Origin of the sequence: Nocardiopsis alba DSM 43377 (assembly GCF_000341225.1) — a bacterium.
GTDB lineage: Bacteria > Actinomycetota > Actinomycetes > Streptosporangiales > Streptosporangiaceae > Nocardiopsis > Nocardiopsis alba.
In genome coordinates this window covers 106,871-120,426 of record NZ_ANAC01000018.1, presented here as the reverse complement: position 1 = coordinate 120,426, position 13,556 = coordinate 106,871, and the positions used below count along the sequence as shown (strand labels likewise).

The 13,556-nt window shown below is 66.0% G+C and carries 11 protein-coding genes; 5 read left to right on the top strand and 6 right to left on the bottom strand.

What is annotated here, in order from left to right; all coding sequences use genetic code 11:
• Window positions 1–325: 325 nt before the first annotated feature.
• Both D451_RS27055 and D451_RS0119250 read right to left on the bottom strand, forming a co-directional pair.
• Window positions 326–2,446 (bottom strand): serine/threonine protein kinase, encoded by a 2,121-nt coding sequence (locus D451_RS27055; protein ID WP_051018305.1) that lies wholly within the window; start codon window positions 2,444–2,446, stop codon window positions 326–328.
• A gap of 1,476 nt (window positions 2,447–3,922) precedes the next feature.
• Window positions 3,923–4,249 (bottom strand): ArsR/SmtB family transcription factor, encoded by a 327-nt coding sequence (locus D451_RS0119250; protein WP_014910216.1) that lies wholly within the window; start codon window positions 4,247–4,249, stop codon window positions 3,923–3,925.
• Window positions 4,250–4,430: 181 nt separating this feature from the next.
• Between D451_RS0119250 and D451_RS0119245 the strand changes: the two genes are divergently transcribed.
• A complete protein-coding gene (locus tag D451_RS0119245; protein ID WP_014912442.1) occupies window positions 4,431–5,495 on the top strand; it encodes an LLM class flavin-dependent oxidoreductase in 1,065 nt (354 codons plus the stop codon).
• A 162-nt stretch (window positions 5,496–5,657) separates the two neighbouring features.
• Here the strand turns inward: D451_RS0119245 and D451_RS0119240 are convergent, their stop codons facing one another.
• From D451_RS0119240 to D451_RS0119225, 4 genes are all read right to left on the bottom strand, one after another.
• Window positions 5,658–6,809: an undecaprenyl-diphosphate phosphatase gene (locus D451_RS0119240; protein ID WP_014913005.1), complete on the bottom strand. Its 1,152-nt coding sequence runs from the start codon at window positions 6,807–6,809 to the stop codon at window positions 5,658–5,660.
• Between the two features lie 414 nt (window positions 6,810–7,223).
• Complete coding sequence (locus tag D451_RS26660; protein ID WP_017535620.1) at window positions 7,224–8,075, bottom strand: alpha/beta fold hydrolase; 852 nt, start codon at window positions 8,073–8,075, stop codon at window positions 7,224–7,226.
• Between the two features lie 166 nt (window positions 8,076–8,241).
• Window positions 8,242–8,868 carry a GAP family protein gene (locus D451_RS0119230; protein WP_014911092.1) on the bottom strand — a complete coding sequence of 209 codons (627 nt, stop codon included), beginning with the start codon at window positions 8,866–8,868 and terminating at the stop codon, window positions 8,242–8,244.
• A 192-nt stretch (window positions 8,869–9,060) separates the two neighbouring features.
• Window positions 9,061–10,203 carry a TIGR04222 domain-containing membrane protein gene (locus D451_RS0119225; protein WP_017535619.1) on the bottom strand — a complete coding sequence of 381 codons (1,143 nt, stop codon included), beginning with the start codon at window positions 10,201–10,203 and terminating at the stop codon, window positions 9,061–9,063.
• A 549-nt stretch (window positions 10,204–10,752) separates the two neighbouring features.
• Between D451_RS0119225 and D451_RS27405 the strand changes: the two genes are divergently transcribed.
• The 4 genes from D451_RS27405 to D451_RS0119210 all read left to right on the top strand — a co-directional run bounded on the left by D451_RS27405 (window position 10,753) and on the right by D451_RS0119210 (window position 13,300).
• The gene (locus D451_RS27405) at window positions 10,753–10,965 is read left to right on the top strand and encodes a hypothetical protein (RefSeq protein ID WP_081616097.1); all 213 of its coding nucleotides are present in this window, start codon (window positions 10,753–10,755) and stop codon (window positions 10,963–10,965) included.
• Between the two features lie 2 nt (window positions 10,966–10,967).
• Complete coding sequence (locus tag D451_RS28310) at window positions 10,968–12,044, top strand: OmpA family protein (protein ID WP_169336179.1); 1,077 nt, start codon at window positions 10,968–10,970, stop codon at window positions 12,042–12,044.
• Between the two features lie 46 nt (window positions 12,045–12,090).
• Window positions 12,091–12,582 (top strand): hypothetical protein, encoded by a 492-nt coding sequence (locus tag D451_RS28670; RefSeq protein ID WP_241463351.1) that lies wholly within the window; start codon window positions 12,091–12,093, stop codon window positions 12,580–12,582.
• A 217-nt stretch (window positions 12,583–12,799) separates the two neighbouring features.
• Window positions 12,800–13,300 (top strand): aggregation-promoting factor C-terminal-like domain-containing protein, encoded by a 501-nt coding sequence (locus tag D451_RS0119210; protein WP_014912036.1) that lies wholly within the window; start codon window positions 12,800–12,802, stop codon window positions 13,298–13,300.
• The last annotated feature ends 256 nt before the right edge of the window (window positions 13,301–13,556 follow it).

The window sequence follows — 13,556 nt, the reverse complement described above, 5'->3', positions numbered from 1 at the left end:
CACGGCAGGGGCGGTTGTGGTGGGCTGTTCCGGGATGGTGCTTTCGAACCCGTGGTCCTGCGAATCTACCCAATGGGGGGAATGGGCCTAGCCCCGCACCCACCCCTCGAACACCGTTCGAAGGCCCTTCCGAGACCGTTCGGGAGCGTTCCCGAAGACCGCCTCATAGCCTTCCGAGGAGACGGTATCCGCTGTTCAAAGCGGCGATGGCCGCCCTTTCCCCACGCCGAGGACAGGCGATGCGACCGGCATCACAGCATCCGATCCCCCTTCTTCGCGTCCCCGCTCCGTTATCAGGTTGTTGGGGTGGCACCGCCCTTCGGCCTCACTCGGGGAAGTCGAACAGATGACGGAGCAACTCCGCACGCCGTTCCTCGTCCCCCAGAGGAGCCTCGTCCACGGGGCTCTCCCCCGCCGTTCCGGCCTCCGAGCCGTGCTCTCCCCGTTCCTCGCCGGTCAGAGCCTTGCGGTGGTCCTCCAACAGGACCCGCCCGATCACGATCAAGGCCGCCCCCGCCCCGGTCGCCATCAACGCGAGCAGGGTCAGGTCACCCCAATAGAGCGCCCCGAGCACCACGCCGGCGACCACCAGGATCGCCCCGACCGCCCAGAGGAGACGGGAGAGCCCGCGGGGTTCCCGCCCCACCGGCCCCCGGCGTCCGCGCCCGCCCCCCTTCCTCCTCCCGTGATCGACCGCCGGCCTCGGCCCCGGGCGTTCGCGTGGACCCGCCGACCTCTCGGAGACCCTGCGCAGATCGTCTCGGCACGCGTACAGCGCCACCGCGGCCGGCCACGGGTCGTCCGCCTCCCGTACGACCCTGCGCGCCCTCTCGCGCAGTTCGCCCTCCGGAAGCCCCTGGGTCGCCCACACCGCCAAGGCCGGCGCCTCGCCGTTCCGCCGCTCGTGGGTGCCGAGCATGTGGACCAGGTCGCCCTTCTCCACCGGGGAGAGCCGCTCCCGGTCGAATCCGGCGGTCGCGGCCGCACCTCGCAGCCACCCCTCCAGCGCGCGCAGCCTCTCGAAGAGGTCGGAGGCCTGGCGGGCGACGTGCACATAGCGAGAACAAGGACGTTCCCGTCGACAGGAATGGTCGCTGCCGATGCAGTGGTGACCGCTGAGCGCCTTCAACAGGCCATGGCGTTCCACCAGATCCATGAGCCGCTCGTGCTCGGGCTCCCGATAGGGCCAGGCACGCCCGTCCTTGGTGCTGAACAGGGCACCCCAGGACATGTCCAGGTCACGGAAGAGGGCGGGCAGGTCGGGAGAGAGTTCGGCGACCAGATTGGCGGCCTGGACGTCGGCTCCTCCCCAGGCCTCGGGCAGTACCCCCACGATCTCGCGCGCCTTGCCCTCCTCTTCGGGGAGCCACCGCAACAGTTCCTGGCGTTTGTGCGCGTCCCGGAGCATCCCGTGGGCCTCCGGCCATCTGCTCTGCACCCCGCGGGCGAGCTCGGCCACCGTCCCGTAGAAGGTGCCGGCGATCTCGAACGTCCCCTCGCGGTCGGGCCCGGCCACCGTGGGGAAGCCGCTCATCCCCATGGTGATGCTGCGCCAGAACGCGGCCGCCCCCTCGTCCAGGAGGGTCCGGCTGTCCCTCTGGGTGGCCTCCCCCTCCTCCTCGATCGACGAGGTCTCCTTCCCCAGGAGTCGGGACAGCAGCCGGTGCGAGGTGGGTCGTAGTTCCGGATCCTTCTCCAGGCACCAGGACACGACCCCGACGAGTGCCTCGGGCAGCCCCCGCAGATCGGCCTCGCCGTAGAGGATCCGCTGACGTGTCTCCCAGGCGCTCCCACCGTCGAAGACGTCCCGGCCCGTGCCCGCGAACGCGATCACCGCGCCCCAGGCGAACACGTCGATCGCCGGGCTGACCTCGGTTCCCAGGATCTGCTCCGGGGCCATGTACCGCAGGGTCCCGGTCGAGCCGCTGGCCATCGTCGGGGCCTCCTCGACCGCGCGCGCGATCCCGAAGTCGATCACCCGGACCCCGTCCCCGGTGACCATGATGTTGGAGGGGGTGAAGTCCCGATGGACCACGTCCGCGCTGTGGATGGAGACCAGGGCGGTGGCCGTGGCGACCGCCGTACGGTGGAGGTCGTCCTCTCCCAAGGGCCCCTCGTCACTGCCGTCGCCCATCACGAGCTTGCGCAGTGTCCGACCCTCGACGTACTCGGTCACCACCCAGGCGGGTTCCTGATCGGGCTCCGGGCGGGCCTCGGGATCCCCCGTCTTGAGCACCCGGGCGATGAAGTAGGGCGGGATGTCCATACTGAGCATCGCCTCGGCCTGGAAACGCCGACGGAACTCGGGGGTCCCCGCGATGTGGGGATGCAGAACCTTGACCGCCCCGGGCTCGCCGTCCTCACGACGACCGAGGTAGACCGTCCCGTAACCGCCTTCGCCCAGTTTCTTCTCGAGTCTGTAGCCGCCGAGCGTGTCGCCGATCATCACGAGGGGACCTCCAAGGCCGGGGGGTGAGAGCGCGCAGCACCGTACCCGAGGTGTGATGTCCTTCACCACCTCATGGTGCTGTGAAATGCCCGCTTCTGACTGTTCTGCACTACTTGCCCGAGCCCGGAACCGGCCATCCCTCCGGAGAACGACGGGCTCGCCCCGATCCTCCCGCCCGGTCGGTGAACCTCCCGGTACGCCGCCGATACCCCGGTTCTCACCTCCGATCCGTTTACCGCCCGAGACGCCCGTCGACCCGCGTCGGCCCTTCGGGAAAACCGTCCCCCCCTCTCCCCGAAAGGGACACTCGAAAGCGCGGCCCGAACGACCGGATCGAAAGTCGGGATTCACGTTCGACCTTCGACCCCGATGGGTTCGACCTCCGCTTCACCACCTCCGAACGCTCTTGAAGGGCGCGGGCGCGTTCCCTTCTCCATCACACCGGAACGGAGGAGAGCGAACCTTCCACTCGCCTTGTTATGCAACGTCGAGCAACCTTTTCGAGGACGGCACCCATTTTCGGGAACCCCGTCTCCGAACGGACTTCGCATCGCGCCCATCACGGGCGTTCACAAGCGACTACTTTAAGGACAAACGGACTCGCCAAACGTGCCCAAGGTCCCGCAACGCCAACATTCCACCCCCCGACACCGCCCCACACCCCTCGATTCGGACAAACCACCGGACGCGCGCCGATCATTAACTCCGAATCCCTGCGGGCGACCCCTGTTCTCAGGCATACTCGGAGTCGTCGGTCGGACGACAGGAGCGGACTCCGCACCCGAGAACCGGTTCTGTCGTGCTGTCCGAACGATGTACAGGGCGTTCCACGCGATCATCCGTTTCGGATACCCCGATGGGCGAGAGTCGGCCACGACACGCTTCCCATAGGAGGGTCAAGAATGGTCCGAGGAGGCGCTAGAGTACATCACAGGCCCGGCTTTTCAGCGTTTGTCACACGAGGTCAGGCGGGGCTCACCCGAGAAGGAGACCGAAAGCTCGTCATTCCCGGGAAGATCTTTCGAGGATCCTTTTCTCACAAGGTGGAGCGAGGTTTTCGGGGGAATTCACGTTCTTCACGCACGTGGATACCTCGCCGACCACCGCGGGTCTCTGGTCCGACCGCCCCTCCAGCCGTACGGCACTTGGGAGGGAAAGGGGATCGGCAGGTTCAGGGACCCTGTTCCGTAAGGGGATGGAGGCCCGGCGACCTCTCATAGGGGGAGAGAGTCGCCGGGTCTTCGCATGTGCCCGACCTCTCCGCCATCCCGGCATCGACGGGCCGTCACGCTCCGCAGCGGACCGGAACAAGAAAACCCCTCGACCGGGAACTCACCCGGGGGCGGCCTCGTTGGTCCCAACGTGAGCGCGGACGAAGCGGTATCGACACGAGTGGCACGACCCACTCGTCCTTCTCGCGTCCCCTCCCCCGGGCTCGACGAACCGCGAGGAGCGGCGACGCGCCTTCGCGCCCTACCGGTCCCGACAGTGCAGGACCGTCTCCAGCAACCCGGGGAACCGACCCTCCATCTCCTCCTCGCGCAACGAGACGAAGCAGCGCGTCCCTTCGGTCCGGTTGCGCACCAGGCCGGCGTTGCGCAGGATCTTCAGATGGTGGCTGAGCGTCGACTGCGCGATCGGCAGGTCGATGTCCTTCCAGGCACGCTCGCCCCCGGGCTCGGAGAGCATGGCCACGATCCGCAGTCGTGTGGGTTCGGCCAACGCGGACAGGACCGTGACCAGTTCCACGTCGCACAGCGCCGGATGCCCCGCCCCCTTGGACACTCCCTTGGCCCCCAAGGCCCCACCTCCGATTCCGCCGCCACCCGGCCGTTTCCGCACGGACCGACCACCGGCGTGAGCATGCGAAACGCCCCACGATGTCCCGAATCGGATTTGGCCCGTGTTCAGGCGCGAGTGTACCGTCACTGTTCGATGATCGTCGATCATCGAACATTCGAGGTCAGTGGGGGTAACTGAGATGTCGAACAGCAAAGAGGCCGACGAGACCGTTTCCGGGGACGCGACCCCCGGTACCCGGCCCGCCCTGTCCGTCCTGGACCACGCGGGCATCGTCGAGGGCTCCGACCCGGGACGGGCCCTACGCGACGCGCGCGAACTCGCCCAGAACCTGGAGCGCCGGGGCTACCACCGCTTCTGGCTCTCCGAGCACCACAACATGCGGGCCATCGCCAGCGCCGCCACGTCCGTCTCCCTCGGATTCATCGCCGAAGGGACCTCCACCATCCGAGTGGGCTCGGGCGGCGTCATGCTCCCCAACCACTCCCCCCTGGTGATCGCCGAACAGTTCGGCACCCTGGAGTCCCTCTACCCGGGGCGGATCGACCTGGGCCTGGGACGCGCCCCCGGCACCGACCCCCGCACCATGAGAGCGCTGCGCCGCGACCAGACCTCCTCCTCCACGTTCCCCAACGACGTTCAGGAGCTTCAGGCCTACTTCGAACCGGCCGTTCCCGGACAGCCCGTGCGCGCCGTTCCCGGCGAAGGCCTTCGGGTACCCCTGTGGATCCTGGGTTCCAGCCTGTTCGGCGCCCAACTGGCCGCGCACCTGGGCCTGCCCTACGCCTTCGCCTCGCACTTCGCCCCCAGCGCCCTGTACGACGCGCTGGACGCCTACCGGGAGGGGTTCGCCCCCTCGGCCCAGGCCGAGAAGCCCTACGCCATGGCCGGGATCAACGTGTGCGTCGCCGACACCGACGAGGAGGCCGAACGCCTGTTCACCTCCATGCGGCTGTCGTTCCTCGGGATCCTGCGCAACGAGCGCGGACTCCTTCAGCCGCCCGTGGAGCCCTCGGCCCTGGACACCATGTGGCGCCCCGGGGAGAAGCCGCAGCTCGACATGATGCTGCGTTACTCCTTCGTCGGCTCACCCGAGACCGTCGTGGCGAAGATCGATCGGTTCGTCGCCGACACCGGGGTGGACGAGCTGATGCTCTCCTCCATGATCTTCGACAAGGAGGCCCGCATGCGCTCCTACGAGCTGCTGGCCGACGCCTACGGCCTGGAGGCGCCCACGAGCGGCTGACAGGTCGAGAGAAAGCCCTGGTCGGGGGAGCTGGGTCAAGGGTGATGGTGTCGAGTCAGGCAGGGCTCGACATCGTCTTCCCCCGATCATCGGGGCGTGGGGCGGAATCGGTCAGGGTTCCGCCCCACGCTTTATTCACCGACCACCGCCGGAGAACGTTCCCTAGTGGTCCCGCGCGGCGAGGTCCGGAGCGTACCGTTCACCGCTCATGGGGTTGGTGGCCATGCCGCTCACGGGGTCGTAGTCGACGTCCATGCCCAGGTTCGGATCGTGCAGGAGACCGCTCTCCGGGTTGCGGAGCAGACCGGACTCGGCGTCGATCTCCCAACCGGTCGCCGGATCGACCTCCGGGGCGCCCGCCTCCGTGGAGGGCTCGGTCGAGGGCGCCTCGGCCTCTCGCTCCTCCTCGTCGGCGGCCGGGGCCTCCTCTTCCTTCTCCGGGGCCTCCTGCTCGGCGACGACGTCGCTCCGGGCGGGCTGGGACTCCGCGCCGCCCTGAGGGTCGAGCGCGCCCCAGCTCACCAACGCCAGGATGACGATGCCCAGAGCCACGCGGTAGTAGACGAAGGGCATGAAGCTGTGCGTGGAGATGAACTTCATCAGCCACGCGATCACCACGAAGCCGACGACACCGGCGATGACCGTACCGACGATGGTGGCGCCCCAACCGGCGTACTCGTCCCCACCGATGTCCAGCATCTTGTAGAAGCCCGAACCGAAGACCGCGGGCAGCGCCAACAGGAAGGCGTACTCGGCGGCGTCCTTACGGTTGAAACCGAGCAGCATTCCACCGGTGATCGTGCCGCCCGAACGCGAGACGCCGGGGATCAGGGCGAGAGCCTGGAACATACCGAAGGCCAGACCGCGGGGGACGTTGAGGTCCTCCAGGCTGCGCTGCTTACGCGCGTACCTGTCGGCGATACCGAGGATCACACCGAAGATGATCAGGTTCAACGCGACCAGACGCAGATCGCGGAACACACTGTCGATCTGGTCTTCCAGGAGCAGGCCCAGCACCACGATGGGGACCGAGCCCAGGATGACGTACCACCCCATACGGGCGTTGATATCGCTTCGCAGCTCACGGACGACCAGGGAGCGCGTCCACGTCGACAGGATCGCCCAGATGCGTTTACGGAAGTAGATGACCACGGCCAGCTCGGTACCGATCTGGCTGACGGCGGTGAAGGCCGCACCGGGGTCGGGCCAGCCGAAGAACGCGGACACCACGCGCAGATGCCCGCTGGAGGAGATCGGCAGGAACTCGGTCAGCCCCTGGACCAGTCCAAGGACGATTGCTTCGATGAGGGACACAGAGGGGCCTTCTGTTGAACGTCGGCGCCGTGGCCGCGCGCGTCGATGTCGACACCGATCGTCACGCGGTCGAACGTGCTCGATGAGATGACACAGGACAGCAGGTCAGCGATGCCGCCGGCCCGATCTGGGTCATCGTATCCCGCTCTGGCGCGCCCTTCTTCGGGCTCGTTCGGCCCCCACGAACCCGTTCTGTCCCGGTATCGGGCACCCTCCGGTGGGACGAAGGCAGCGATGTCGGACACCACGCCCCTCCGAGACCGGCGCGTCGTCCGCCCGGAACGGGGACTTCTCCGCGGCGGTGGGGCGAAGACCACACACCCATCCGGACACGGCCACCGGCACGACACACGGAACGCCCCATGTCGGAGCCCCGAGGCCGGACGCCGACGGTGTCCGATATTCGCCATGATTTCACCGGGTGTCCCCCGGCCCTCCACCTCCGTGTACGGAGACCGCGAAGAGAACGGCCGCCTCCACACCCCGGCTCAGCCCTCGTTCTCCCCCAGGAAACCCTCGATCCGGGCCAGCAGGGGCAAGGGGGGTCTCCTCCATCGCGTAGTGCCCCGCGTCCTGGAGCACGTACAACTCCCCGCGGGGGAACCACTCCATCCAGGTCGCCCTCATCACCTCCGCGGACAGGGCCGGATCATGGGCCCCGGCCACGGCGAGCGCGGGAACCTCGGCCCCCTCGACGGCCTCATGGAAGTCCTCGAAGGCCCAATCCCGGAAGTAGGCGGCGAAGGCGTCCCGGTCCGAACGGGCGAGGGAACGATCCACCATCCGATCGAGCCACCTGGCGGGGAGCCTGCCGCCCGTGGTGAGATCGATGATGGCGCGCCGGGCCGCCGGATCCCCCGCGGCCTGGGTGAAAAGGGCCCGGGCATCGTCTCCGAGCCCCGCCCCCGAGGCCGGGACCGGAGAGATCCCCACCATGCACCGGACCCGCTCGGGGGCCAGCGCGACGATGTTCTGCGCGACCTTGCCGCCCATGGAATGGCCGACCACGGAGAAGGTCGACCACCCGAGATGATCGGCCAGTGCCAGGGCGTCGGCCGCGACGCGAGCGGTGGTGTACTCACCCCCGATGCCCCCGGCGTCACCATAACCACGCTGGTCGAGGGCGGCGTAGGTGAAACGCCCGCCATCGGAGTGGGCCAACACCGTCTCGTAGTCATCGCGATCTCCGAACCATCCGTGCAGGGCGATGACGCCGTGCGGGCCGGTACCGCGAATCGTGTGGGGCAGGACGAGGGGTTCCGCCATGGGGGGCGCTCCTGGTGCGTCAGGGGTCGTACGGCGGCCGGGATCGGCGCGACGGTGGTCCGGGGCGTGGCGCTGGAGCCCCTACCCACTGGGGAGGAGGTCAAGCGCCACCACCGCCCGCGTGAAGATCTCGGGGCCCGGTCTCCGTCCGCGCCGGGCCCGGACCTCACAGGATGAGGAGCACGAAGACCGCACATGTGGCGATGGTGATCACCCAACTGTTCGAGGTCAGCCAGTCCCGTACGGCGGGCATGGCGTCCCTCCCACGATGGCCCAGGGCCAGGAGCGTCAACAGTGGAAGAGCCGCTATCAGCACGGTCGCCGCGACGAACCCCAGCCCGGCCACGAAATCCTCCCCGCCATGGGCCAGGTGCGCCCCCACCGTCAGCATGACGACGATGTCCGAGGGCATCGCCAGGATCACCAACAGCCCGGTCGTCAGCCCACGACCGACCCCCGCGTCCATCAGTCCGGTGAGCCACCCCGGTGGCTCGGACGTCTCCCGTGTCAGGAAGGCCCGGATCGCGGCGAGGACCAGCAGCACCACCAGCCCGATCTGGATCAGGGTCCCCACCGACCCCGAGTCGGAGGGGCTCCCCAGAGAGACCTTGTTCCCGAAGAGCCCGAAGAGGCCATGGGTGATCGCCACCCCGACACTCGTGGCGATGGCGACCCCCAGCAGGAACGCCACGGACACGCGTACCGCCTGTCTCGCCGTGACCAGGACGAGGGCCGCGATGATCTGCGGCCCCGCCATCATGGTGATCGCCAGCGGCAGGATCTTGAGGTCCATACTCTCCCCCGTCGTTCTCGAGGAGTCGGTGCCGGCCGAGGGCGGGGCGTGGGTCTCCGATGCTCGTGACCACGATCCTCCACCCGCCTACCGACGACGGCATGGTCTCCTCCAGTCTGCGCGGAGGGCGGCAAAACCACGGGCAATGACGGCTCGACGATCGGTCGACCTCGATGAGGACCGGATCGGGGATCAGTCTCCCCCGCCGCCTCCACCGTCCCCACCACCCGAGTCGCCACCACCACCGGAATCACCGCCACCGGAATCACCGCCACCGGAGTCTCCTCCGAAACTCCAGCCTCCCCCGTCACCACCGAAGCCACCGGAATCACCGGAACCGCCCCCATGGGAGCCACCGCTCGACCCGCCGCCGCTCTCGTCGGCGCACCGCTCCGCGTAGTCGCACACCTCGTCCCAGGTGAAGACCTCCCCGCCGACGGCCCCCTCCCCTCGCGACGAGTGGTGCGCGCCCGGGTCGACCATGAGGCCGGGGTCGGTCACGACCGGTCTCCGCTGTCGACGCACACCCGACATGCCGTGGATCGCTCCGAACCGTAGAGCCGTCTCCCGGTTCACGTCCCGCCCTCGGGATTCGGCGAGCGGATAGCGGGCCTCGGCCACCTCCAGAAGCCGGTCGCCCGCGGACGTGCGCGGCACCGATCTCCCTCCCCGCCGCTCCGGAACACCGGAGAACCCGGAGGCGACCGTCCCGACCACCCCCAACGTCAGCCCGAGCGCCAGTTGCCCCGACGCCCAGGAGACCCCCTCCAGCAGAAGCAGGAACACCGGCCCGAGGACGGCGATCACCCAACCGGCCTTGGCGATGACCTGGAGAAGGGCGTGGGAGCGCCGTCGACGACCGAGCGACCGCTCCGACCCGGCCGAATGGACGATGAGACCACGTTCGCCGAGACCCCGCCGAACGGTGTCGAGAACATCCCCCTCGGAGACGGCGTCGACGATCGCCACGGCGTTCACCGCCACCCTCCCTCGAAAGACGGCGAGCACCGCCCTGCCGACCGGATCCCGCTCACCGACATAGGGGCGTTCGGGACCGACCAGGGTGATGAGCCCGCCTCTCCGTTGGGCCCGCACCCTCCCCCTGAGGAAGAGCTCCATCAGGACGACCCTCCCCGCCCTTCTCGGTCCTCCCGCGAGGTAGGCGAGTTCGACCGGGGAGAGCTCGTCCACCCCTGTGACCCTTTCGGGTTCGGGCGTTCGAGCGGCCTGGCGACGCAGGCTCAGATTCGCGACGATGAGGGAGAGGACCGGCCACAGGGTGAGCAGAAGGCCGATCACCACCCCGGAGGCGACGAGGAAGGGCACGGTGTCCATGGGTGAGGCCCTTTCGGCGAGGAGGACACGAACACGGAGGCGACAAGCGGGGGTAGGGCTCGGGGGGAGTTCCAAGCCTCCCACTCGACCGGACGAAGCGGACGAACAGGGTTCGGTCGACGCCCCACCGCCCCCACCCCAGGCCCCATCGAACGCCGCCCTCCGAACAGAGCGATCGTTCCCGGCGTCTCGAACCACCCGTACTCGTCGAATCGGAGATCAGCGTGGGAGACCACACCCGAAAACAGCGCTCATCTGCAGAAATAAGATCCGCTCACCGCACACGTGAGATAGTCGCGAAGAACCGGGTCCTTCACTCATCACGCACCGCTCTAACCCCTCTGACCTGCATACTCATAAACCCCGTTGACCACATCCGGTCAAAACAGAGCAGGCTATCCTGGTTCTCCTGATAGTGGTGGTCGCCTCTGTCCAGGGGAGTGGGCCTCGTGCCATGATCCACAGGGAGACCTCCACGCTCAGCCCTGCCGAGAGCCACAGACGAAGAAGACATTCACACAATCCCCCTCCCCTACAAGGAGTCGATCCGTGAACATCACCCACAAGGCCTGGGCGAAAATCATCTCCCTCCTGACACCACCAGAAGCCGACACGAAGGATAAGGGGGCCGGCTTCGTCGAATACGCCGCCATCATCGTGTTCGTAGGCATCATCGCCGCACTGCTGTACAGCAGCAACATCGGAGATCGGATAGCCCAAGGGATGATCTCTTCGATCAATAAGATCTTCTCTCCGACCTAAAAATGGATAACAAAAACTCGAACTCAAGAAAAATCCACGAGGGAAAAACAATCCCGCGCGAAACCCCAAAGAAGAAAATAAGTAGAAAATCAGCACTGGCCCTGGCCTCTGTGATCATCATATCCTCATCAGGTTGCGTGACAGCCCCTGAAGAACCACATGAGGCAAGCAACACGCCGACCTCCCCCAATCCGGGCAATCCTCCGAACGAAGAGGCTTCGAGAGAGATACTGCAAAGCTCCATAACAACATCGACGGCGCTCGGATCCGACCTTCGAATAGACGTCTTCGCCCTCGAGCGCCTAGAGAACAACCTCCTAAGGCTACAACTTGGCGTGACAAATGAATCTTCAGATCCATTCGATCTCGGGTTCGGCCTCTCAGACACCGAAAACTATCTGTCAGCCAGCAATGTAAGCCTCATAGACGACATAAACCAACAACACTATCTAAGCTACAGAAGCAACGATGGAAAATGCTTCTGCAGCTCCCTGGACAGCTCAATAGAAGGCGGGAAAACCGAAGATCTCTGGGTGATCTACCCAGAGCCACCGGAGAATATCGAAAAAATGACAGTGGTGACCCCGCTCTCTCCACCGATACTCGACATCCCGATCAGTGAATCATCTGAAACAGTCGAGACCAGCAACCTTGCAGAACCAAAAATCCTCGATCTCACACTGATCTCGGACAGTCTCGAAGACCAAACCGGGCGAAGCGAAAGCGGAGACGAAGTAAGCATTATTCTCTCATCCGATGTACTCTTTGAAACCAACAGCTCCGAACTGACAGATGATGCCTCTGACATCTTGAACCAGGTGGCAAGAGAGATCGACGACTCGAGCTCCAACGTGGTTTCGATCGACGGACATGCCGACAACACTGGAAATGACTCCATCAACCTCCCCCTCTCTAAAGAACGAGCAGAGAGCGTTGAATCGAGCCTGGCCGACCTCATAAATAGGGAAGGCGTGACATTCGAAGTGGAAGGACACGGATCCGCCGCCCCTATCGCCGACAATGACACCGAAGAGGGGCGCGAGCGAAACCGCCGAGTCAGCGTCACGTTCGAAAAGTAGGTGACTTCATTTGAAAAAATGGAAACGCATCATAGGAATATCCGCGATGGCAGTCATTCTACCCGTCAGCACTTCATCCGGAGTACTGGCATCCGCAACCCCGAAAGTTGAAGACCTCACCTCCCTGGGCACCTCTTCCTCGAATGAGGAGATCAGCACAGGACTCTCCGCAGAGGCACATAAAGCCGAACTCAGCGAGTCAGGCAATATTCTTTCGGTCACCTGGAGCATCCAGAACACAGGAAGCTCGGGCGTGGATTTCAACTGGCCATCAGGAAAATCTTATATGTACAGCAATCCATCACACTACTCAGGAGTGACGATAACCCCATCAGACCAAAGAAGCAGGTATCACCCTGTCATGAACGGCGAAAGCGAATGCCTCTGCTCAGGAGATACCTCCCTCGACTTCAAAGAAAGAATAGAACCCGGAGAGCAGGTCGCTTATTGGTCGATGTTCTCTGTTCCTTCGGACGTGGACACCATCACTCTGGAAATCCCGGGGTTCGACCCGATCGAGGACATTCCTATATCCTGACCTCGGCCCCTGACCCACTCCTGGAACTTCTCTGGAGGCGGCGTTGACCACCCCCCACCATCCTGAACTCGGGGATCCTCGGCGACCCTCGTCGACCCGCCCTCCGAACCGCTCCGACGAGCGTGGACGTCCACCACGGGCGGCGCCCCGGCTCGGTCGTGTCGCTCGTTGGTTCCGGCCCGCGCGGCGAAGCGAGAGAGATCGTGGGGCCGGTCTGGTGGAGGTCGGGGCGACCACGATCTTCGCCGCGCTGGTGATCACGTTGATCTATCAGAGCGATCTCGGCACACGCTTCAACGACGGTGTGCGTTCGATGGTCTGCGCGGTGCGGGGACCGGGCTGTGGCGACGAGACCTGGGTCGACCGTGATCGGCCAGAGGAGCCGGAGCAGTACGACTGGGGGGCGGGCGGCGGCGACTTCGAGGACAACAAGAACATCGCCATGCAGTCGGCCAGGGGTTACAACTGGACCGATCAGGAATGGGCCTGCCTGGACAATCTCTGGAGTCGACAGTCGGGGTGGGACCCCGGCATGGTCGACTCGGAGACCGGCTCGCGGGGGATCGTCGGGTTCAATCCGGCTCTGCACGGGGAGATGCCGGAGGGTTTCGAGGGCAGCGCGGCCGCACAGATCGACTGGGGGCTGGACTACATCCGGGATGCGCATGGGTCACCCTGCCAGGCGTGGGCGTACTGGCAGTCCACTCGGACCTACTGACCCCTCCGCCCCCTCGTTCCCAGAGGTTCGCGCGCCTCCGGCGGTGAGTCGGCGAGAGCGCGGGCGTTCTGGGTGAGGTGCGATATTCGCCCTGGGCCCCGGGGACATACGGCCATGCACGGATGACGAGGAACATCCTCGTGGTCGGGCCGGCCGCGGTCGAGAGGCGTTCCGCTTTCGCCTTCTCCGGGTTTCGTCGCCCCTGAGAAGGCGTCGGTCCGAGTCGACGCTCACCCTCCGCCAACTGGGGATTCCC